Source organism: Thalassobacillus hwangdonensis (assembly GCF_042675915.1).
GTDB classification, from domain to species: domain Bacteria; phylum Bacillota; class Bacilli; order Bacillales; family Halobacillaceae; genus Thalassobacillus_A; species Thalassobacillus_A hwangdonensis.
Map to the genome: position 1 here is coordinate 239880 of NZ_JBHTKL010000001.1, position 20738 is coordinate 260617.

21 protein-coding genes are annotated in these 20738 nt (G+C 43.2%); 10 read left to right on the plus strand and 11 right to left on the minus strand.

From position 1 onward, the window contains the following. The first annotated feature begins 10 nt into the window (after positions 1-10). The 4 genes from ACFQ2J_RS01285 to ACFQ2J_RS01300 all read left to right on the plus strand — a co-directional run bounded on the left by ACFQ2J_RS01285 (position 11) and on the right by ACFQ2J_RS01300 (position 6625). A complete protein-coding gene (locus tag ACFQ2J_RS01285; protein WP_386055843.1) occupies positions 11-2368 on the plus strand; it encodes a glycoside hydrolase family 31 protein in 2358 nt (785 codons plus the stop codon). Positions 2369-2399: 31 nt separating this feature from the next. Beyond that, positions 2400-3443, plus strand: a complete 1044-nt coding sequence (locus ACFQ2J_RS01290; RefSeq protein ID WP_386055844.1) for a LacI family DNA-binding transcriptional regulator — start codon at positions 2400-2402, stop codon at positions 3441-3443. A gap of 67 nt (positions 3444-3510) precedes the next feature. Continuing rightward, positions 3511-5799, plus strand: a complete 2289-nt coding sequence (locus tag ACFQ2J_RS01295) for a glycoside hydrolase family 65 protein (RefSeq protein ID WP_386055846.1) — start codon at positions 3511-3513, stop codon at positions 5797-5799. Between the two features lie 103 nt (positions 5800-5902). Beyond that, positions 5903-6625 carry a DUF421 domain-containing protein gene (locus ACFQ2J_RS01300; protein ID WP_386055847.1) on the plus strand — a complete coding sequence of 241 codons (723 nt, stop codon included), beginning with the start codon at positions 5903-5905 and terminating at the stop codon, positions 6623-6625. 55 nt (positions 6626-6680) lie between these two features. On the opposite strand, the gene ACFQ2J_RS01305 is transcribed toward ACFQ2J_RS01300, so the two are convergent. From ACFQ2J_RS01305 to ACFQ2J_RS01320, 4 genes are all read right to left on the minus strand, one after another. After that, positions 6681-7544: an SDR family oxidoreductase gene (locus ACFQ2J_RS01305; protein ID WP_386055849.1), complete on the minus strand. Its 864-nt coding sequence runs from the start codon at positions 7542-7544 to the stop codon at positions 6681-6683. Positions 7545-7641: 97 nt separating this feature from the next. Further along, entirely contained in the window at positions 7642-9861 is a 2220-nt protein-coding gene (locus ACFQ2J_RS01310; RefSeq protein ID WP_386055851.1) for a beta-propeller domain-containing protein, read from the minus strand. Between the two features lie 99 nt (positions 9862-9960). Next, entirely contained in the window at positions 9961-10095 is a 135-nt protein-coding gene (locus tag ACFQ2J_RS01315; protein WP_386055853.1) for a DUF3941 domain-containing protein, read from the minus strand. Positions 10096-10141: 46 nt separating this feature from the next. Beyond that, positions 10142-11002 carry a DegV family protein gene (locus tag ACFQ2J_RS01320; RefSeq protein WP_386055855.1) on the minus strand — a complete coding sequence of 287 codons (861 nt, stop codon included), beginning with the start codon at positions 11000-11002 and terminating at the stop codon, positions 10142-10144. 184 nt (positions 11003-11186) lie between these two features. Here ACFQ2J_RS01320 and ACFQ2J_RS01325 point away from each other — a divergent pair, with 184 nt between their 5' ends. Beyond that, complete coding sequence (locus tag ACFQ2J_RS01325; protein ID WP_386055857.1) at positions 11187-12035, plus strand: YitT family protein; 849 nt, start codon at positions 11187-11189, stop codon at positions 12033-12035. Between the two features lie 71 nt (positions 12036-12106). Further along, a complete protein-coding gene (locus ACFQ2J_RS01330) occupies positions 12107-12988 on the plus strand; it encodes a BsuPI-related putative proteinase inhibitor (RefSeq protein ID WP_386055859.1) in 882 nt (293 codons plus the stop codon). A 54-nt stretch (positions 12989-13042) separates the two neighbouring features. Here ACFQ2J_RS01330 and ACFQ2J_RS01335 read toward each other — a convergent pair whose 3' ends face one another. Next, positions 13043-13306 (minus strand): NifU N-terminal domain-containing protein, encoded by a 264-nt coding sequence (locus tag ACFQ2J_RS01335; RefSeq protein ID WP_386055861.1) that lies wholly within the window; start codon positions 13304-13306, stop codon positions 13043-13045. 158 nt (positions 13307-13464) lie between these two features. Between ACFQ2J_RS01335 and ACFQ2J_RS01340 the strand changes: the two genes are divergently transcribed. The 3 genes from ACFQ2J_RS01340 to ACFQ2J_RS01350 all read left to right on the plus strand — a co-directional run bounded on the left by ACFQ2J_RS01340 (position 13465) and on the right by ACFQ2J_RS01350 (position 15863). Beyond that, positions 13465-14292, plus strand: a complete 828-nt coding sequence (locus tag ACFQ2J_RS01340) for a DUF2785 domain-containing protein (RefSeq protein WP_386055863.1) — start codon at positions 13465-13467, stop codon at positions 14290-14292. 17 nt (positions 14293-14309) lie between these two features. Continuing rightward, positions 14310-14726: a hypothetical protein gene (locus ACFQ2J_RS01345; RefSeq protein ID WP_386055865.1), complete on the plus strand. Its 417-nt coding sequence runs from the start codon at positions 14310-14312 to the stop codon at positions 14724-14726. Between the two features lie 504 nt (positions 14727-15230). Then, complete coding sequence (locus ACFQ2J_RS01350) at positions 15231-15863, plus strand: SDR family oxidoreductase (RefSeq protein WP_386055867.1); 633 nt, start codon at positions 15231-15233, stop codon at positions 15861-15863. Between the two features lie 64 nt (positions 15864-15927). On the opposite strand, the gene phnE (ACFQ2J_RS01355) is transcribed toward ACFQ2J_RS01350, so the two are convergent. The 4 genes from phnE (ACFQ2J_RS01355) to phnD form a co-directional block, all read right to left on the minus strand. Next, complete coding sequence (gene phnE, locus ACFQ2J_RS01355; protein ID WP_386055869.1) at positions 15928-16755, minus strand: phosphonate ABC transporter, permease protein PhnE; 828 nt, start codon at positions 16753-16755, stop codon at positions 15928-15930. Beyond that, complete coding sequence (phnE, locus tag ACFQ2J_RS01360) at positions 16752-17567, minus strand: phosphonate ABC transporter, permease protein PhnE (RefSeq protein ID WP_386055871.1); 816 nt, start codon at positions 17565-17567, stop codon at positions 16752-16754. Before phnE (ACFQ2J_RS01360) ends, phnE (ACFQ2J_RS01355) begins: the two co-directional genes overlap by 4 nt. Then, positions 17539-18339 carry a phosphonate ABC transporter ATP-binding protein gene (gene phnC, locus ACFQ2J_RS01365; protein WP_386055873.1) on the minus strand — a complete coding sequence of 267 codons (801 nt, stop codon included), beginning with the start codon at positions 18337-18339 and terminating at the stop codon, positions 17539-17541. Before phnC ends, phnE (ACFQ2J_RS01360) begins: the two co-directional genes overlap by 29 nt. Positions 18340-18436: 97 nt before the next feature. Continuing rightward, a complete protein-coding gene (gene phnD / locus ACFQ2J_RS01370) occupies positions 18437-19354 on the minus strand; it encodes a phosphate/phosphite/phosphonate ABC transporter substrate-binding protein (protein ID WP_386055875.1) in 918 nt (305 codons plus the stop codon). 166 nt (positions 19355-19520) lie between these two features. Here phnD and ACFQ2J_RS01375 point away from each other — a divergent pair, with 166 nt between their 5' ends. Next, entirely contained in the window at positions 19521-20342 is an 822-nt protein-coding gene (locus tag ACFQ2J_RS01375) for an HAD family hydrolase (RefSeq protein WP_386055877.1), read from the plus strand. A gap of 45 nt (positions 20343-20387) precedes the next feature. Here ACFQ2J_RS01375 and ACFQ2J_RS01380 read toward each other — a convergent pair whose 3' ends face one another. Both ACFQ2J_RS01380 and ACFQ2J_RS01385 read right to left on the minus strand, forming a co-directional pair. After that, complete coding sequence (locus ACFQ2J_RS01380) at positions 20388-20585, minus strand: DUF3813 family protein (RefSeq protein WP_386055878.1); 198 nt, start codon at positions 20583-20585, stop codon at positions 20388-20390. A 1-nt stretch (position 20586) separates the two neighbouring features. After that, positions 20587-20736 carry a hypothetical protein gene (locus ACFQ2J_RS01385; protein WP_386055880.1) on the minus strand — a complete coding sequence of 50 codons (150 nt, stop codon included), beginning with the start codon at positions 20734-20736 and terminating at the stop codon, positions 20587-20589. Positions 20737-20738: the final 2 nt, after the last annotated feature.

Consider the following 20738-nt stretch of genomic DNA (forward strand, 5'->3'; position numbering starts at 1 on the left):
GAGGCAAATCATGCTTGAAGATACTAGCTTTGCCATACACCCTGGCAAAAAGAATACAGTTGGAGATACACACTTTCATGACATCGGAAATTTGGTCGAAGCAGTTGAGCAGCAGGAAAGCTATCATTTTCAATGTGAGCAAGGTGTTGTTTCCGTCCGATTCTATCGTAAGGATATCGTAAGGATCACCATGGATCCTGAAGGAAATCCTCAGGAGAACAATGATTCACGAGCAGTTACGACAAGCCCCGGTAAGGTGAGTGTCGGGTTAAAGGAAGAAGAGGCTTTTCTCACACTGGAAACAGAAGCGATGAAGGTCCGAATCAATAAACAACCTTTCCGCATTACAGTGTTGGATCACCAGTCGAATGTAATTTCTGCAGAAGATGAACGGGGAATGGGGTTCCAGCATTCTGGAGAAGTGATTGCACATAAGAAAATGGACGCGGCTGACCGTTTTTATGGCTTTGGTGAAAAATCAGGATTCCTCGATAAGCGTGGAGAAAAGTACACGATGTGGAATACGGACGTATATGCTCCGCATAACCCGGAAACAGACCCATTGTACGAGTCGATCCCTTACTTCATGGTATTGAATCAAGGCAGAGCGCACGGCGTATTTTTCGATAATACCTATAAAACTACCTTTGATATGAAATCGGAAGAGACGCACTATTCGTTTTCAGCAGAAGGCGGACAACTGGACTATTATTTATTCGTAGGTCCCACTCCGAAAGATGTGCTGGAACAATACACATTCATTACCGGGAGGATGCCGATACCACCTAAGTGGGCGATTGGCTACCACCAGTCCAGGTACAGCTATGAAACAGAAGAAGAAGTGAGAGGGCTGGCGAAGACATTCAAGGAAAAGGGAATCCCGGTAGATGTCATTTATCTTGATATCCATTACATGGATGAATACCGTGTCTTTACGTTCGATAAAGAACGGTTCCCGAATCCTGAAGGAATGGTCGAGGATCTGAAAAATCAGGGAATCCGGATTGTTCCGATCGTCGACCCGGGTGTAAAAAAAGATTCCGAGTATAAGATTTATCAGGAAGGTGTACGTGAAGACCACTTCTGTAAATACATCGAAGGAGATACGTATTACGGAGAAGTTTGGCCTGGAATAAGCGCATTTCCTGATTTTACGGATGAAAAATCCCGAAAGTGGTGGGGCGACAAGCATTCGTTCTATACGGATCTTGGAATTGAAGGAATCTGGAATGATATGAACGAACCTGCTGTATTCAACGAATCGAAAACGATGGACCCGGCAGTCATGCATCGGAACGATGGCAACCCTAAGACGCATCGAGCGTTGCACAACATTTACGGCTATATGATGGGAAAAGCTACGTATGAAGGAATGAAAGAGAAGCTCGATGGCAAACGACCGTTTCTGTTAACGAGGGCTGGTTATGCAGGCGTCCAACGATACGCGTCTGTGTGGACCGGAGATAACCGAAGTTTCTGGGAGCACTTGCAGATGTCGTTGCCAATGGTGATGAACCTTGGACTATCAGGTGTTGCATTTACAGGCCCAGATGTCGGAGGCTTTGCCCATGATACAAACGGAGAACTGTTGACACGCTGGACACAGGTTGGAGCGTTCACACCATATTTCAGAAACCATTCTGCAATCGGTACCCTTTACCAGGAGCCATGGCAATTTGGTGAAAAATATGAAGCGATCATGAAGGACTTCATTCAGCTTCGCTATAAGTGGATGCCTCAGTTGTACAGTTTGTTCCAGCAAGCGAGCGAAAAAGGTTTGCCAGTGATGCGTCCGTTGTTGATGGAATACCCTGACGACCCTAAAACGTACCAGCTCAATGACCAGTTCATGGTCGGGGACAATGTTGTGATTGCCCCTATCCTGGCACCTGGCATAACTGATCGTGCCGTCTATCTTCCAGAAGGGGAATGGGTCGATTATTTCTCCGGAAAAGTACTTGAAGGGAAGCGGGCGCACTTGGTTCACGCTGAAATTGATGAGTTGCCGATTTTTGTACGTAAAGGAACCGTGCTTGCACATGGGAACGTCGTAGATTCGATGGTACAAACGCAGGAAGAAATCACCCTTCATGTCTTTGCAGACACAAAAGGATCTTACAACTTCCATTTCTATGATGATGATGGAGAAACTTTCCGTCATGAAGAAGGAAATTGCCTCACATTTACGTTAGAATTGAATTATAGTGAAGAAAACGTTTTCATCCGGACGTGCGAAAAACATAACAACTTAGGTTCTTATTCACATGTGAATGTAGAATTCCATGGACTTGAAGAACAGAAGGTAGTTGTCAACGATCAAGAAGTGGAATTCACCGGCTCTGAAAAGCGGTTCGAGTTGGAAATATAAATAGAATGAAAGAGCAGAGAAGGTGAAAGTCATGGGAGTTACAATAAAAGATGTAGCCAAGGCAGCAGGGGTCGCTCCTTCAACGGTTTCGCGTGTGATCGCGGATAACCCGCGGATCAGTCCTGCAACAAAAAAGCGCGTCCGAAAAGCGATGAAGGAGCTTGGATACCATCCGAATGTCAACGCAAGAAGCCTTGTAAACAGTTCTACACAAGCGATTGGTGTCGTCATGCCTTCCAGTGCGGACAAAGCTTTGCAAAATCCCTTTTTTCCTGAAGTGTTGAGAGGGATCAGTGCAGTAGCCCATGACCTTGAGTATTCCTTACTGCTTTCTACCGGTGAGACCGAAGATGAAATTCTGGAAGGTGTGCAGCGGATGGTTTACGGAAATCGTGTAGATGGCATCATGCTGCTCTATTCCAGAATCAATGATAAGGTCACACAATTTCTTCAGGAAAAAGCATTTCCTTTTGTGATTGTAGGGAAACCTTGCCAGGATGCAGACAGGATCAGTCATGTCGATAATGACAACGTGAGAGCTTCCAAAGAAATTACCGAACATCTAATTGAGCTTGGACATGAGAATATAGCATTCATTGGTGGATCCCCAGACCTGGCAGTGACCATCGATCGTCTGAACGGTTATCGTGAAGCGCTCATTCAACATGGAATGAGCGTGAAAGAAGAATATATCATCCATACAGAATTCCTGAAATCCGGTGGCCGCAAAGCAGTTCACGAATTATTCTCGCTGGACCTTCCACCTTCCGGCCTCGTAATTGCCGATGATCTGATGGCTCTCGGGGTCGTAAATATGCTGGAAGAATTCGGATTGTATGTTCCGGAGGATATCTCAATTGTCAGCTTCAACAATGTCTATCTATCTGAAATTACGAGACCGCCATTGACAACCGTGGACATTCAAATTTATGAGCTTGGTTCCCAAGCCTGCAAATGTCTCGTTGAAAAAGTGAAGAATAAAGATGAGCCTGCAAAAAGGATCATCATACCATTTCGTATCAAGCATCGTTTTTCTACACAATTGAAGGGGGAAGCAACAACAAAAGAAGCATAAGGTTGCTTCTCTCTTTTTTATTCGTTAGTGCAAACGTTTGCTTACCAAGATTGATGAGGTGATCAGAGTGAAACAACTATGTAAAGTGGATGAATGGAAAATCATTGAAGAGCAGATACATCCTGATCAAAACCGCCTTGCCGAGAGTTTGATGAGTATTGGTAATGGCCAGATGGGGATGCGGGGGAACTTTGAAGAAAGCTATTCGGGAGACACACACCTGGGGACGTACGTCGGCGGAGTCTATTATCCGGATAAGACGAGAGTTGGCTGGTGGAAGAATGGCTATCCTGAATATTTCGCTAAAGTACTGAACGCCATGGATTTCACCGGTATCTGTGTTTTCATCGATGAGGAAGAATTGGATCTCCATGTATGGAAAGTCGTACATTTCCAACGTGTATTGAATATGAAGCATGGTTATTTACAGAGGGAGTTTGAAGCTGTCAGTCCTGAAGGGAAGAAGATTTCTGCAAATGTAACCCGCTTCTTCTCCATCGTCGACTCCTCTTTGGTGGCAATCAAATACGAGGTTACCTCAAAGAATTTCGAAGGCAACGTGACTTTCCAGCCATATATCGATGGAGATGTACGTAATGAGGATGCCAACTATGATGAAGATTTCTGGATGCCCGTCTATCATCATGCGAGTGAAAACGAAGCGGTCTTGACGATGCGCACGAGGAAGACGGCATTCGATGTGACTGCTGCGATGGTGACTGAAGTTAATGGGAATGGCGTTACAAATGGACAGGTAACCAACCAGGACGAGTATGTCGATCATAAGGTCAGCGCACATCTCTCTGAAAATGCCACTGCTACTTTCTATAAGTATATCTCTGTAATGACGAGCAGGCATGTGGAGAAATCGGCCTTACCCGATGCCGCTAAAGAACGAGTAGCCAAAGCTTCCCACAATGGTTTTGAATCATTACTTAAAGCGCAGACCGAAGCCTGGGAGGAGCGCTGGAACCATGCAGATGTCACCATTCAGGGCGATGTATCTGCGCAGCAGGGAATCCGTTACAATATTTTTCAATTGTACAATACCTACACTGGCGAAGATGCAGAGCTTAACATTGGTCCAAAAGGATTCACGGGTGAGAAATACGGGGGAAGTACGTATTGGGATACGGAAGCATATTGCCTGCCATTCTATTTGAGTACAGCTGATGCATCCGTCGCAAGGAATCTGTTGATCTACCGGCACCGCCAATTAGGTAAAGCGAAAGAAAATGCCGAAAAGTTGGGACTGAAAGGTGCGCTGTACCCGATGGTGACGATGAATGGGGAGGAGTCCCATAATGAATGGGAAATCACCTTCGAAGAAATTCATCGGAACGGTGCAATTGCACATGCCATCTGGAATTACGTCAATTACACCGGAGACACGGACTATCTGAATGAATACGGATATGAAGTGCTGGCTGAAATCAGTAAGTTCTGGGCAAGCCGTGTCAATTTCAATCCGAGAAAAGGGAAGTATATGATGCTCGGTGTGACTGGTCCTAATGAATATGAAAACAATGTCAACAACAACTGGCACACCAACCGCATGGCTGCCTGGACCTTGGAATATACCTTGTCAGTCGCTTTGTATTTGGAGAACAACCATCCAAAAACATCATTTGAATTGAAACAACGCCTTGGAGTGACCGAGGACGATTTCGACCATTGGAAAGATATCATCGAAAAGATGTATTACCCTTACGATGAGCAACTTGGCGTGTTTCTACAGCAGGATGGCTTTCTTGATAAAGACTTGATCCATGTCGCCGATCTAGATGAAAATCATCTGCCTCTCAATCAGAACTGGTCGTGGGACCGGATTCTCCGTTCCTGCTTCATCAAGCAGGCGGATGTCCTGCAAAGTCTGTATTTCCTGAATGATCGATTCAGCAAGGAAGAGAAGCAACGGAATTTCGATTTTTATGAGCCGATGACTGTACATGAATCATCGTTGTCACCGTGCGTCCATTCAATTCTTGCTTCTGAACTGGGATATGAGCACAAAGCCTACGAAATGTACCTCCGCACAGCACGGCTCGATTTGGACAATTACAATAACGACACAGAAGACGGCCTTCATATTACGAGCATGGCAGGTTCATGGCTCTCGATCGTCCACGGCTTTGCCGGTATGAGAGTAGTAAAAGGTGAGCTGGAATTCAGTCCTTTCATTCCGAAAGACTGGGACAACTATTCATTCAAAATCAACTTCAGAGGACATTTGTTAAACGTGATGGTGGATCAGCAAGCAACAATCATCACACAGGAAGAAGGATCACTATTTACAGTCAACGTAAAAGGTGAAATATATGAAGTTCCGGAGAATGGAAAAGTCATCATCGATTGAGCTTGAAAAGTGCTGCTTACCTCGCAGCACTTTTTTTCATGTCCTTTTATGAGTGAATTCTTATCATCAAGGACACCTTAACTAGAAAGAAAGGGGGATAACCTTGGAAATCTTAAAAGATGGTCTCCTTGTTATAGGAAGAATTTTCACGATACTTCCCTTACTGCTTTTTGTTACGTTATATATGGGAAAACGATCAATCGGTGAACTGCCAGTTTTCGATTTTCTTGTCGTGCTCGTCCTTGGTTCCGTTGTAGGAGCTGATATCGCAGATCCAAATATCGCGCACATTCATACGGTTATTGCAATCATCGTTATTGCAGTGCTGCACAAATTGATCATCTATGTAAAATTGAAAAATAATAAGATCGGCAAATTAATTACATTTGAACCAATTATCGTCATTTATCAAGGTAGTTTTATTAGTGAAAATATGAAAAAAGTCAATTATTCAGTGGAAAATGTTCTTCAAATGTTACGGGAAAAGGACGTCTTTCATGTTAATGATGTTGAAATCGCGTTAGTAGAAGCAGGGGGAAACCTTTCAGTGAAGCTAGTTCCTGCAAAGGAAAATATAAAAAGGGAGGATATGAATATCATCAAGAAGAGCAACGCGTATGAAATTCCTTTTATTCTGGATGGAGAGATACAAAAACCATTGCTCGAATGGTTGAATAAAGATAAGCGTTGGATTGATAGCCAGCTGAAGGCACATGGAATCGCTTCTCCTTCAGATGTGTTTTACGGAGCTGTAGATGCGGAAGGAAATGTTCATCTTAATGTAAATCAAGAAAGTGATCAGAATCTTCCACCTATCGAACATTGAAGTTTAATAAAATTAAAATAGAAAAGCACAGAGCAAGGGCTCTGTGCTTCGTTGATCAGCCATTGATGATTGATCCGCCATTGACATGGATCATCTGTCCTGTGACGTAAGAAGAATCTCCACTAGCAAGATATACATAGGCTGGAGCAAGTTCTTTCGGTTGACCAGGACGACCCATAGGGGAGTTCGAACCGAATTTTTCCACCGTTTGAGCATCGAAGGTGGAAGGGATCAATGGAGTCCATATCGGTCCTGGTGCAACACCGTTTACCCGGATGCCTTTACCGACCAGCGACTTAGCCAGGGAGCGTGTAAATCCGTTGATCGCACCTTTAGTTGAAGCATAATCGATCAACTGTTCATTGCCTTCATAGGCCGTAATCGAGGAGGTGTTAATGATCGAGCTGCCTTGAGCTAAATGAGGGACGACTGCTTTCGCCATATAAAAATAACCGAAAATATTGGTGCGGAAAGTTTTTTCCAATTGTTCACTTGAGATGTCCATAAAATCATTCTGCGGATGTTGTTCCGCTGCATTATTGACGAGGATGTCGACTTTACCGAAATGATCGATCACCTGATTGACAGCAGATTCACAAAATGCAGGACTGCCGACGTCACCGTTGATCAACAAGCAATTGCGGCCAGCTTTTTCAATTTCTGTTTTAGTCAATTCTGCATCCTGATGCTCATCCAGGTACATGACGACTACGTCTGCCCCTTCATGAGCGAAATGGACGGAAACAGCGCGACCAATTCCACTGTCACCACCAGTTACGATTGCTACTTTACCATCCAGCTTTCCGCTTCCTTTGTAATTTTGATCGATGTACACAGGAAGGGGAGTCATCTCGGATTCGATCCCTGGTTGTCTTTCCTGATGCTGGGCTGGGTTGGTATGATTCTTTGATTGGTCCATGATGATCATCCTCCTTAAGTATGGATGTTTACATCATTCCCGTTTGTATTCCATTCAAGCCTCTTTTTCTGGATTCATTTTCCTAATTTCCTTCTAGTCAGCGATGGGACCATTCAGGAAGGTCAAGTGTCTGGATGACTTTTTCCTGATCCAGATCATAGGCCTTCATCTTTTCCAGTGCATAAGCGTAAAGCGTGTCATCAACGGATACGATTCGCTTCAGCTGTGTCTGATATTCCGGATAGGGTTCTTTGGTGTCTTCGTCATGCAAAGTGATGCGGTCTTTGTAGGTAAACCCGTTCTCTGCAGATACTTCATAAAGGTATGCTCCTTCAAAGGTGTAGTTCAAATCTTCATAGGTCATGCCATCATCCGTCTTTTTCACAACACGCTCGTATAGTGTTACTGGAATGCCAAAGAGATTCTTGGATGGATGCCAGTAAATAGCTTTATGATTGTAGTTCATTTCACTGTGTCCATATTCTCCGAGTACGACGACATCCTTTTCAACTGGATTCGTTACATCTGAAATATTGAATAAGGAGACTTTCAGCCCGCGTTGCTCGACGATCGGTTCATCCCCGTTAGGGTTTTCTCTCAAAGCAGTTTCCTGACCAAACCCGATGACATGATCTTTATCGAGCGGATGCAGATAATTACTGAATCCTGGTATTTTAAGTTCACCTTCCAACTTAGGGTTTGCAGGGTCCTTAAGGTTGATGACGAACAGCGGATCGACTTGGCGGAAAGTCACCATGTATGCCCGGTCTTCCATGAATCTCGCACTATAAATCCGTTCACCTTCAGCAAGATTCTCAACAGACCCAAGCCTGTTCATGTCTTCATCATAAGTGAATAGATGGTTCGAAGAGGGTTGATCCTCATTCCAATCTGAACCCGTCGTCGTAGCAATACGGAAGACATCATTTCGCTCATCCATGGAAAATTGGTTCAGAATTCTTCCGGGAATTACATTTTCCGCAGCAAATTTAAAATCCCCGTCATTCAATGAAAATTTAAGTACTTTCGTGTCTGGAGAAAATGCTGGTGCTGGAAGTATTGAATCGAAAACACCTTTTGTTTCTTCGACATCTTTAAGGAATGGCATTGTCATGAACAAGTTTTCTTCGTTCATATACACAGATGAAGAGGAACCGATATACGATTCAATGTTCGCTTCCTGCTCAAGATTATCCAGGTTCAAGGAAGCTATGACGACGAACTGGTTCCCTTTTGATTCCGGAAGGTAAGCGATGTCTTCGTATGGAATCGGCTGCGTTTCTTCCATATCATCCGTTTTAAATCTTGGTCGTACATCTGAATCCTTTTGCTCCATCCAATAATAGTCTGCCCAGTGGTTGGTAAGCAGGTAAAGGGTATCATCGATTCTTCTTGAGTCCATATAATGCCCGCTCAATTCAAGTTCTTTTACCATTTCTGGGTGTTTTATTGTTGATATATCATAAATTCTAGTGCTGAGAAACGACTGAAATGCTGGCATAATCGCTGCGTCGTTCGAGCTGCCTTTTTCCCTTGCCATATCATCGACATGTTTCATACCAATGACGACAAGCTGGTCTTCATGTAAGTAAATTTCTCTTGGATAGAAGGTGTCATCTTCCAGAGTAGTTATTACTTCAGCTTTACTGTCTCCATTTTCTACAATGATCACGTCTGTTTCCCTGACGAAGAATGTGTGTGTGCCATTTGTCTTAATGATGTCCGCTTCGTCGACGCCATCGACCTGTACATTCGTTTCGGAAGCTTCGGATGTAGGGGCTGCTGAGCTGCTTTCAGCTCCTGAATCAGCAGAATCTTCCATCGACTCTCCCTGAGCAAAGCCATCACTGTTTCTTTCTTTCATTGCCTTACGTTGTTCCTCGAATAGGGAATACATATGATTTTTATCTTTGATAGATGGAAGCTCTTTTTCGGTGTGGAAAATGAAAGGCTCTGATTGGACGGATTGGTTTTGTTTATCTTTCACTTTTTCTGAAAGGTGGATGGTATAGGATTGATTTCGTCGGAACTTTTGTTCAGGTGGGTGTATGATCAACTCATTTTCATTCGCCACTTCTACAGACACGTCAACAGGTTGATTATTCGAATCAAAGACTTGGACGTTATCCTTTGTGACTGTCGATTCAATCAGCCCCTCTGAAAATGAAATGGAGAGAGAAGTGTTGATAGCAACGTCATCCGTTTCGCCATTCAGTTTCAAGGTGGCAACAGACTCACCCATTGTCGCTGTCCATATGATGCCTGCGATAAGAAGTAGTACACTTGCAGATACTAAAGCCCAAAGCCATTTTTTCATAAAAAGACCCCCATCTTTTTTTGTTTGACTGATTAGTCGAACAAGATGGAGGAAAGGTTACATGTTTTTTACACTTTAAGAAAGAAAAGCCAAGTTTTTTTACAGGTGATCTGATTTTTTCGAGTACTGGTGACGGCCAAGCTTACGGTTTTTCTCTTTCAATTCATTCTTTTCTTCATGGTGTGCCTGGTTGTCGAATGCTTTTTTGTTATCATCTTTTGTTCTTTTGGTCATAGGAAAACCCCCTTTCACCGCTTAGTGTGTGAAAGGGGGAGGATGATTATTTATAAGGAGCGTTCAGGAAAAATAATGCGATGGTTCCAGGACCGGCATGTGCGCCGATAGCAGACCCGATCATATCGATATGAATCGCTTCAGTACCGAATTCTTCTTTGATCATGGAAGCAAGATTTTCTGCTGTTTCCAGTGCATCTCCATGACTGATCGCAATCGTCTGGTTCTCGAGATCTGCCCCACGCTCTTTCATGATTTCAATCATCCGTTTCCATACTTTCTTGGAGCCGCGGATTTTTTCCAAAGGAATCAATTTACCATCTTCCATATGAAGGAGTGGTTTGATTTTCAAGAGTGAACCGACGAAGGCAGCTGTTTTACTGACACGTCCGCCTCTATAGAGATACTCCAAATCGTCAACGGTGAAGATATGTTCCATATGGGTAGCATGGTAGGAGCCCACTTCCTTTACCTCATCAAAGGAAGCACCTTCTTTGGCAAGCTGGGCGGCTCTTAATACGACGAGACCATACCCAAGTGATGCACATTTGGTATCGATGATTTCCAAATCGAAATCAGGATATTCTTCTTTCACTTCGGATTCCATCATTTTTGCTGTCTGATATGTACCGGATAATTCGGATGAAAACGCAAAATACACACATGGCTGGTTGTCTTTGGCATAACGTAGAAATGTTTCTTTGAACGTTGTTGGAGTCACTTGCGACGTTTTAGGTGCAGCTCCATCACGCATGGCATCGTAAACCTTTTTAGGCGTAATCGTTTTGCCATCCAGGTAGTCTTCTTCATTAAGGTGGACGGTCAAAGGGACCATTTCAATATCATAGGAGTCAAATTCATGTTGGGATAAATCACACGCGGAATCACATAAAATTTTAACTGTCATTGCTTTCACCTTCTGCTTTTATTCTATTGATTCAAGTTTATTCCTTATATATGGATGTGTCAAAGTATTCTCCTTCACAAAGGGATTAAAAGATTTTTTTAATGGGAAATGAGTTATGGAACCTTGATTTTATTCAGGAACGGTGATAAAAAAAGAATAGTGTTTTTTCTGAGGAGGTTTTCGATTGTTTTCATTTGAAGCGAAACGGATCATCGTTGTCATTTTCGGGGCAGTACTGAATGCTCTATCACTTAATCTATTCCTGATTGAAGCTAACGTTTATGCAAGTGGCTTTACAGGGGTAGCACAGTTGCTCTCGAGTGTATTCAAAGATTTTTTAAGTATTGAAGGGATAAGTACCGGTATCATCCTGCTGGTGTTGAACATTCCAGTAGCGATACTCGGTTGGTATAAAGTTGGAAAAGGCTTCACGGTTTACAGTGCTTTATCTGTTGCATTCACGACTTTGTTCCTTGAATTGATCCCCCTGCAGTCTTTGTCACAGGATATCATTCTGAATGCCGTATTCGGTGGTGTTCTCGGTGGTGCCGGTGTAGGGATAACATTGAAGTGGGGTGCCTCAACCGGGGGGCTTGATATTATCGCAATGATTCTATCCCGGATGAAAGATCGTCCTATCGGCATTTATTTCCTTATCATTAATAGTGGAATCATTGCAGTCGCAGGTATTTTGTATGAACCGGAAAACGCGCTATACACGTTACTTACGTTATATGTATCGACACGCGTCATCGATGCAATCCATACACGCCATGAAAAGCTTACAGCAATGATTATTACAACTAAGGCACCGGATCTTGAAAAAGCGATCCATGCCAGAATGGTTCGTGGAATAACGACGCTGCCAGCAAAAGGAGCATTCACCCAGGAAGATAAGAACATGCTGGTGATGGTCATCACACGCTATGAACTTTATGATTTACAGCACATCATTAATGATGTCGATCCTCAAGCGTTCACTAACATTGTACAAACGACAGGAATTTTCGGTTTCTTCCGAAAAGATGACTGATCATGTAACTTTTTCCTTTTCAAATCGTCTATAATAATAGACAAGTAGGATTTGAAAAGGATGTGACGAACATGAAAAACATAGGCTTGATGTTATTAAGTGTTTTTGCGATCTTCATGGTTGCTGCATGCAGTTCAGAGGAAAGTCAGGGTTCTGAAGGAAAAGAGGAACCGGTGGAAGTGCCTGCGGAAAATACGGATGAAACCGAAGATCAGACGGGAGAGATTGATTTGGATCAGGCAATCTCACATTTGAAATTGGAAGCGGAAGCCCAGCCATCGAAGGAAAAAGTGTTATTTGACTTTTCATTGACGAATGAAGCGGAAGAAACCTATAAACTTGGCTTTTCCTCCGGTCAAAAATACGAAATCATTGTAACCGATGCAAATGGTAAAGAAGTCTACAAATATTCCGATGGTAAAATGTTCACGGAAGCACTGGAATATGTCACGTTTAACGGAGGAGACACGCAGGAATTCCAGGAAGAGTGGACTGAAGGAGTCGTTCCAGGCAACTATGAAGCAATGATTACGATCAAAGTGATGTCGATCAACGACCAGCCTTTAGAGTCTGAACCATTCACTACTACCGTTCCGTTTGAGATTGGTGAAGGGGCGACCCAAAATGATAGCGATCAGTCTGCTGGGGAAGAGGCGTTCCGCAATCTGCAAGTAAGCGGGGAAGACGGTTCCTACACGATCACTGGTGAAGCACGTGTCTTCGAAGGCCAGTTCCGCTATAACGTGGAGGATGGTCATAACATTTTGATTGAGGATACTGTGGTCGAAGTAGACGAAGGCGCTCCTGCTTGGGCATCTTTTTCCTTTGAAATTACTCTGTCTGAGGATCAATTGCCTGACAACGGATCCTTGACGTTGACGATCTACCAAGTCAATCCGTCAGATGGTCGGCCTACGAACGTCAATTATGTACCACTGGAAAGTTTCCAATAGTATGCAAAAGGGAATGTGCCTGATGAGCACATTCCCTTTTTACGTTGCTATGGATTAATAGCCATGTTCTTCAAATACTTTTTCTACTTCTGGAGTCACAGCATCCCATTCTGCATCCATCTTTTTATTGATTGTGATGAAGTTCTGGAATCCAAAGACGTTATCAACACCGTCCACTTTCATCAAGTCATTCATAATATCATATTCACTGGTTTGGCCAGCTGCGACGGAAACGCTCCCATCGCCTTTGAAAATCAGTGAATCCGCTGTGAATTTCATTGCATTCGGGTTCGGGGTCGGTTGTGCTACTACGCTCATCAAAATCTCTCCTTCCATGTACTACATCCATTTTAGCAAACACGTAACCTGCTGAACAGTAAAGTGGAAGTGAAAATGTAATAGAACTTACACACTTATCGCGCAACATTGAAAAGCTCCTGTGATAGAATAGAGACACTTTCAAAGGGGGAAGAGTGATGGAAGAACGAATCATCGAACGATTAAGAAAGGTGAAAGCGGACGACTATCAACTGGGTGAGATACACAACCTCCAGGATTTGACGACATTGATGCTGCAGAAAATCGGTTCCACTGATCCCGTTCTGCGCGATGAACTGATCTACACTACGTTTTCTACCTTTATCATGAAAGAATATTATTCTAATGAACAGATGAAAAGCATTCTGAAATCAGTATTGAATAAAAATTACTTATTTTATCGTATCGGTCATTCCCATAAAGAAGAAGATGCCGTCTTTAAACGCAGCTTTTCCGTGCTGTTGATTCCACCTATTTTCCATCAGCACCAGCAGGAAGCCTTCCTGACGGAAAAAGAGATCCATGACACATGGGAAGCATTGAAAAAATATATCCAGCAGGAAAAAGATCACAGAGGATATGTAGAAGGAAAGGGATGGGCCCATGCGATGGCCCATGCTGCAGATGCGCTTGCTGCTGTAGCTAAATGTGAAGAGATTCACGGAGAAGCGTTGAAATCAATGCTTCCAGTTATTCAGCAGCAGTTTTTAATTGATCAGCCCTATCTACATGATGAAGAAGAACGCATGGTCACGGCGATCATGGTCATGTTCGGGAAAATGGAACACACCGATAAAGTGGCGTGGCTGGAATCGTTGATTTATCAAAGAAAAACCTGGACTGACCCAAATGAAGATATCATCATCAACAATAGTAAACATTTGCTGCGTGCCCTTTATTTCCGAATGCTCTACGGCGATCACCGACCAATGACCCAAGTGATCGAAAACCTCCTGCGTGAATTGAGAAAAGAAGAAGCCTATTAAAGAAGGTGACGGTAGTCATGCTCAAAAAAGGAATATGGATTGGTACTGTTTCTGGATTTGCATTGGGAATATTCTTATGGTTGATGGAAGAAGTGACCGGTCAACGAGTGTACACACTCTTGATGAATGTGGATTTCATTCCGGTAATCGGAGACATTGAATGGCCATTTTTCATGGAGTGGTTGTTCCATCTTATTATTTCCTGGGGAATAGGAATCGTCTATGTGTACTTGTTAAAGAGTAAAATGAGGGATGATCAAGGCCACCGTTGGTCGTTGGCTCTGACGCTCTCCACCTTGGCTGCTTTGACTTATTTTCCACTAACAGAACTGGCAATCAAGCCAACCCCAGACCTTGATAACCTGATTGCCATAACCTACTGGACAATCGGCCACATCATTTATTCCATTGTGTTGAAAATATCTTATAAATGATGAAGAGTAGATTTCGAGGGGAAAACTCGATAGCATTATATCTTTTTTAATCAATACCTTTGTAACTAGAATTGTATACTTAATGGAACTGCAAGATCTGCATTATAATCGTTTGCTGGGAAAAGAAAATGTGTAATGTTGGCAGAAGACTGCGACAAAAAGATTCTTCTACATCCCTTCAGTGTGTAATTGATGGAAAGCCTTTTTCGGTGAAGTGTGGGAGAATACCAGGAGACTCCTGCGGAAAAACGGGCGATCCGAGACTCCGCAGTGTGGGTTTTACGAGGAGGCTCGGGCGTTCGTCCGCGGAAAGCGAGTGGTATTCACCCGCACGTACGCATAATATTCGCATGAAAAAGTGTAGTGAACACGAGGTTACTCCAAAAGGTGAGCAGATCTAGATGATCTTCTTTTTCTTATATTCCGTGCACATACGAATGTTTGAGTGAACAATGAAACGGTAACTAGAATTAAGAGACACACTTAAACTTTGGAGGTATTTTAATGAAAGTTCTAGTAGCAGGAGCGAACGGAAGTACAGGAAGACTATTGATACAATATTTGAATGAAGCAAATCATGAGGCTTATGGTTTAATCAGAAAAGAAGAACAGAAAAGCGAGATAGAAAAGCTAGGCGGAACACCGATTTTGGCTGACTTGGAAGGGGACGTCGGCCATGCTGTAAAAGGCATGGATGCAGTGATGTTTGCTGCAGGTTCCGGTTCAAGCACAGGTGCCGACAAGACCGAATCCGTCGATCGTGATGGTGCCATCAACTTAATTAAATCAACCGAGAAGTTCGGTATTAAAAAGTTCGTGATGTTGAGTGCAATGGCAGCGGATGATCCAAGCCGCGGCAATGAGGCGTTGGAATTCTACCTGAAAATGAAGGGAGAAGCGGACGATTATCTGAAGAATACGGAACTTGACTATACAATCGTTCGTCCTGGTGCATTGACGGATGGAGAAAGCACCAGCAAGATTCAGGTAGGCGAATCTGTCGACAGAGGAGAAGTTTCAAGAGCAGATGTTGCGAAAACAATGATTGCATCCTTGAATGAACCAAACGCATACCACAAAACCTTCGAAATGATCGAAGGAGATACGCAAATCGAAGAGGCATTAAAACAATTATAAAAAAAGCTTAAGAAAAAAGCCGAGCAATGCACCCGCATTGTTCGGCTTTTACTTTTCATGATGGTTATACAATTCGTTTACGTATGCTGGCACTGAAGTAGTCGATAACTGTAACAACGACGATGATCGCCATTACGATCAACCCGACTTCTCCCCAGTTCCGATTTGCTGCAGAGATGACAATCAGCGTTCCGATACCCCCGGCACCGATGACACCAAGAATCGTCGAAGCACGTACATCAATTTCAAACCGGTAGATGGCGTAGCTTAGAAACTCAGGAAATACTTGAGGGAGAATCCCATAAAACAAAATTTGTGTTTTATTTGCCCCATTTGCTTCCATCGCTTCCACGACATTCATATCGATCGTTTCAATTACCTCACCATACAGTTTTCCTAACATACCTGTTGAACCGATTGCGATTGCTAGTACCCCGGCAAAAGCACTTGGTCCGACAGATGCAACGAAAATAAGTGCCAACAGGATTTCCGGGAATGTTCGGATTGCATTCAACCATAGCTTGAAGAATCCATTGGCTATTTTACCACCCCATGTAGTTCCCATCATATTTTTGGCTGTCAGGAAACCTAAAGGAACAGCAAGAATCGCTGCCATCAACGAACCTGTAAACGCGATGAATAGAGTTTCCAGAATAAGCGACATGATTCTTCCGAATTGAGAAAAATCAAATTGGAACATCTGCGGGATGATCCTGTTGAAGCTTTCGATCGTCCGTACACTCAACAAGCGGTCAAAGTTGATTCGTTCAAGCATACCTAATATGGACCAGATGATCAAAAAGATGAAAAGGGCTGCCAGGGCAAGTTTTTTCAACACACTCCATATCATCAGTTTTGGACGGGGAGGAAGTGTCAATGCTTTTTCACTCATAATAACGCCTCCCTGATTTTATTACTGATCAGATCGATGATGATGACTACGATAAATACAATGACAACGATTGACATTGCAGCTGTATAGTTCAGGAAATTGATCTGCTGCTGAATCAACAGACCGATACCACCTGCGCCGACGAATCCCAGTACGACAGAGGCGCGGATATTGATTTCAAATACATACAAAGAGAATGAAGTGAACTGAGGCAATACTTGCGGTACGACAGCATACCAGATTACCTGGAAGGTGTTTCCGCCGGAAGCCTGGATGGATTCCATCTGATGTGGATCGATTGCCTCGATCGTTTCACTGATCAGCTTCGCAAGGATACCCAGGGAGAAGATGATCAATGCCATGATCCCTGAGAAGGCGCCGATACCGAATAATCCGACAAAAATGACGGCTAAAATCAATTCGGGTATCGTACGCATGATGTTCAAGAAACTTTTTGCACCATTATAAATCCATTTATTATGTACGATGTTGTTGGCAGCCAGGAGACTTAAAGGAACACATAGAACTGCAGCAATGGAAGTAGCAATCACTGCCATTTGAATCGTTTCTGCCAGTTTAGGCCAGACGAGTGATGCGTAGTTCATGTTCGGCGGCCACATTTGACTGAGCATCCTGCCGACATTGGTAAAGAATTCTTCATTGAAACGCAGGATGGATGATTCCGTTTTATAGGAACTGATCAAATAAGTAATGATGATGGCTGCGACAATCAATAAATTCTGGATACGTTTCCTTCTTGAATTGAGGCCAGGTGTCTGAGTATTAGTGTGAGACTGCTTCAGCTGACTCATCTTCCTCTTGACCTCCTCTTAAATCATCACTTCGGATTTTACGACCGTAAATATCTTCAAAAGTAGATTCTGAAACCTGTGATGCTGGACCGTCGAATACGACCTGACCTTCACGCATTCCGATGATTCGATCTGCATATTCCATCGCCATATCGATGAAGTGGAGATTGACGATAGTAGTGATGTTATCTTCTTTATTGATTTGCTTCAAATAAGTCATCACCTGATGAGAGGTTGGTGGATCAAGACTTGCCACCGGTTCATCCGCTAAGATCACTTTCGGCTGCTGTGTCAGCACTCGTGCAATCGATACACGCTGCTGCTGTCCGCCACTAAGTTGATCCGCACGCGCATGCACTTTATCACCGATGTTGACACGCTTCAGGCTTTCGTATGCAAGTGAGAGGTCTTTCTTCGGGTACAAATTGAACATGCTCTTGAATGTAGACGTGTAACCCAATCTGCCAGCGATCACGTTTTTCATGACCGTACTACGTTTGACCAGGTTATGCTGCTGAAAAATCATTCCCACTTCTGTACGCAGTTTTCTCAATTGCTTTGGATTGTACTTCAGGATGTTGTCGCCATCGATATTCAGTTCGCCATCCGTTGGGCTGACTAGCCTGTTGATGCTGCGGATGAACGTAGATTTACCCGCGCCAGACAAGCCGACAATTACAACGAATTCACCTTCATTGATGGTGACATTGATATCTTTCAGTCCCTGGGTCCCATTGGGATAGACGAGGGAGAGATCTTTAAATTCAATCATGTCTTCACTCCTATCGGAAAATACAGAAATAGGGAGAAGAAGCTTCTCCCTATTCTACAATTCATTTATGGTTGTTGGGATATTCATCTGTATGAACTTACATGTCGTCGATGTTGATGGAATCTTTGAATTTAGCGTAAGTGTCACGTACAACCTGGTAGTCTTCGCTTTCCGCTTCTACAATAGCGTCCCAGCTGTAAACTTCGTTCATGACCTTGATCATCTCTTCATTGTCATTGAAGGATAGGAATGCTTCCTGGATGTCTTTCTTCAAGTCTTCATCCAATTCTGGAGTTACAGAAATCGTATCGTTAGGAATCCAATCTGTGTATCCGATGACTTTCGTTTCATCCATGATTTCTGGATATTCCTCTTCAAGATCACCACGTGCATCTTCAAATGTTGTTGCTACATCTGCATTGCCATCCAATACTGCTACGATTGCATTATCATGACCGCCAGCAGAAATGGTTTCAGAGAAAAAGCCATTTTGTACATCTTCCACTTCGAATTCTTTCATGATCTGATTGGCAGGGAAAAGGAATCCGGAAGTAGACGTTACATCCGGTACCGCCCATGTCTTTCCTTCAAGATCAGCAAGCGTTTCGATTCCGGAGTCTGCACGAACTACGTACTGAGCGCGGTACTGATCGCTTCCATAACGCTCGGATTTAAGCATTACTTCGATATCATATTTTTCTTCTGCAAGGACAAATGCGAATGCAGGAAGGAATCCGATATGTATAGTGCCGCTTCCCATACCTTCAACTACTGCAGAATAACTGTTCATCACTTTTCCTTCTACTTCTACGCCAAGCTTGTCTGAAAGTTCTTTAGCAAGAGGCTCAACTGTGTCCGCAATTTTGTCAGAATCCTGTGATGGAACAAATCCCATGACGATTTTTTCAGGTTTTGCTTCACTGTCTCCACCTGCAGCATCCCCTTCATCAGAACCACAAGCTGCTAAAACAAACAACATACTTGCAGTTACCAGCAACATCAACCATTTTTTCATTTGACTTTCTCCCCCTTAGGAATTTTGAATTGTTTGCAAATTCATTATAATTTAATTACAGAAGGGTTACAACAGCATTAACCAATAATTAACACAGATTTACAAAATCATAAAATATTACTAGTATAATGAATAAAGAACAATCATTAAAAAGGGAGAGAATGAAGTGACGTTAAATGAAGCGCCTTGTCTTATATTTGATCTCGATGGCACGTTGTATGAAGATACCGACCATTTCGACTATTATGCTGCACAACTGAAAGAAAAGCTTCCAGCGGATAAAAAGGCAGAGTTCGAAGCGGATTATCATAGTATCCTCAATGGTGCTCATCCTTTAACCATTGGAAAAGCTTATGATATCGAACATGATGCAATACTGACACTCGATCCATTCACGAATAAAGTTACAGAAGCACATACTTGGGAAGGAGAAATGTGGAATCAAACTCAAATAGAAAAAGCGTATCCAGAGGCACTCAGTTATGATTTTGAGCGTATGATTGCAATCGGAGATGGCTGGTGGCTGCCTTTTTCAGCAGCAGTACATCACGGCCTACACATGAAAGATACATATCACTGTTATGTGAAAACCAAGGAGTACATGGTTTCAGAAGAATTCCAGTTGACACAGACACCTGGCTTGAAGGATTGGCTGACAAAGTGGAAAGAAGAGAAGCACCTGATTCTGATGACGAATAGTGAAGCATACGATGTGGAAAATTTACTTAGGGAGTTGGAGTTGGAGGGATTATTCCATGAAGTGATCACTTCTGCCCAAAAGCCTTCGATGACGGATAACCATTTCGATCGTGTTTTAAAAGAACTTCCATACAAACCGGAAGAAATCATTTCAATCGGCGACAATTTCATAAACGAAGTAGCACCTGCTTTGCAAAAGGGGATGCATGCAATCTTTATCCAGCCACGTCCTGTAACAATTGAACATGAACGACTGCATGTTGTGAAAAGCCTGCAGGAACTACTATGAAAAGAAGCACTGCTCATGGCAGTGCTTCTTTCATGGGAAGTGAACCTACTGCAGCTGGTTATGCTGGCGCAATTGCTGTTCCAACTGTTGCAATTGTTGCTTTTCTTCAGGTGAGCAATCTGCATAGGCAGATTGGATCGCTTGTTGAGCTGCCTGCTTTTCCTGTTCACGGTTTTCTCCGCGAGCATTTGTGAAGCGGTTAACGGCTTCTTTCGCATTTTGGAAAATGTTATTGTTGGCCATCTTAAAACCCTCCTACCGTGTGTTGGTCGGCTTCCTCACGTTTTCGTTCCGTATCAGAAAAGCGCTCACGGTATGGGAACCGCTCATCGTGCTTCTTGACCGAATCGGATCCTTGCTGGACAAAACGTTTGGATTTGCTGCGTTTACTCATGC

Bases quoted from the DNA above. Each gene is read 5' to 3' on its own strand.
- ACFQ2J_RS01285 (WP_386055843.1), top strand. From the start codon at position 11: ATGCTTGAAGATACTAGCTTTGCCATACACCCTGGCAAAAAGAATACA.
- ACFQ2J_RS01290 (WP_386055844.1), top strand. From the start codon at position 2,400: ATGGGAGTTACAATAAAAGATGTAGCCAAGGCAGCAGGGGTCGCTCCT.
- ACFQ2J_RS01305 (WP_386055849.1), bottom strand. From the start codon at position 7,544: ATGGACCAATCAAAGAATCATACCAACCCAGCCCAGCATCAGGAAAGA.
- ACFQ2J_RS01310 (WP_386055851.1), bottom strand. From the start codon at position 9,861: ATGAAAAAATGGCTTTGGGCTTTAGTATCTGCAAGTGTACTACTTCTT.
- ACFQ2J_RS01315 (WP_386055853.1), bottom strand. From the start codon at position 10,095: ATGACCAAAAGAACAAAAGATGATAACAAAAAAGCATTCGACAACCAG.
- ACFQ2J_RS01320 (WP_386055855.1), bottom strand. From the start codon at position 11,002: ATGACAGTTAAAATTTTATGTGATTCCGCGTGTGATTTATCCCAACAT.
- ACFQ2J_RS01330 (WP_386055859.1), top strand. From the start codon at position 12,107: ATGAAAAACATAGGCTTGATGTTATTAAGTGTTTTTGCGATCTTCATG.
- ACFQ2J_RS01335 (WP_386055861.1), bottom strand. From the start codon at position 13,306: ATGAGCGTAGTAGCACAACCGACCCCGAACCCGAATGCAATGAAATTC.
- ACFQ2J_RS01340 (WP_386055863.1), top strand. From the start codon at position 13,465: ATGGAAGAACGAATCATCGAACGATTAAGAAAGGTGAAAGCGGACGAC.
- ACFQ2J_RS01345 (WP_386055865.1), top strand. From the start codon at position 14,310: ATGCTCAAAAAAGGAATATGGATTGGTACTGTTTCTGGATTTGCATTG.
- ACFQ2J_RS01350 (WP_386055867.1), top strand. From the start codon at position 15,231: ATGAAAGTTCTAGTAGCAGGAGCGAACGGAAGTACAGGAAGACTATTG.
- phnE (WP_386055869.1), bottom strand. From the start codon at position 16,755: ATGAGTGAAAAAGCATTGACACTTCCTCCCCGTCCAAAACTGATGATA.
- phnE (WP_386055871.1), bottom strand. From the start codon at position 17,567: ATGAGTCAGCTGAAGCAGTCTCACACTAATACTCAGACACCTGGCCTC.
- phnC (WP_386055873.1), bottom strand. From the start codon at position 18,339: ATGATTGAATTTAAAGATCTCTCCCTCGTCTATCCCAATGGGACCCAG.
- phnD (WP_386055875.1), bottom strand. From the start codon at position 19,354: ATGAAAAAATGGTTGATGTTGCTGGTAACTGCAAGTATGTTGTTTGTT.
- ACFQ2J_RS01380 (WP_386055878.1), bottom strand. From the start codon at position 20,585: ATGGCCAACAATAACATTTTCCAAAATGCGAAAGAAGCCGTTAACCGC.
- ACFQ2J_RS01385 (WP_386055880.1), bottom strand. From the start codon at position 20,736: ATGAGTAAACGCAGCAAATCCAAACGTTTTGTCCAGCAAGGATCCGAT.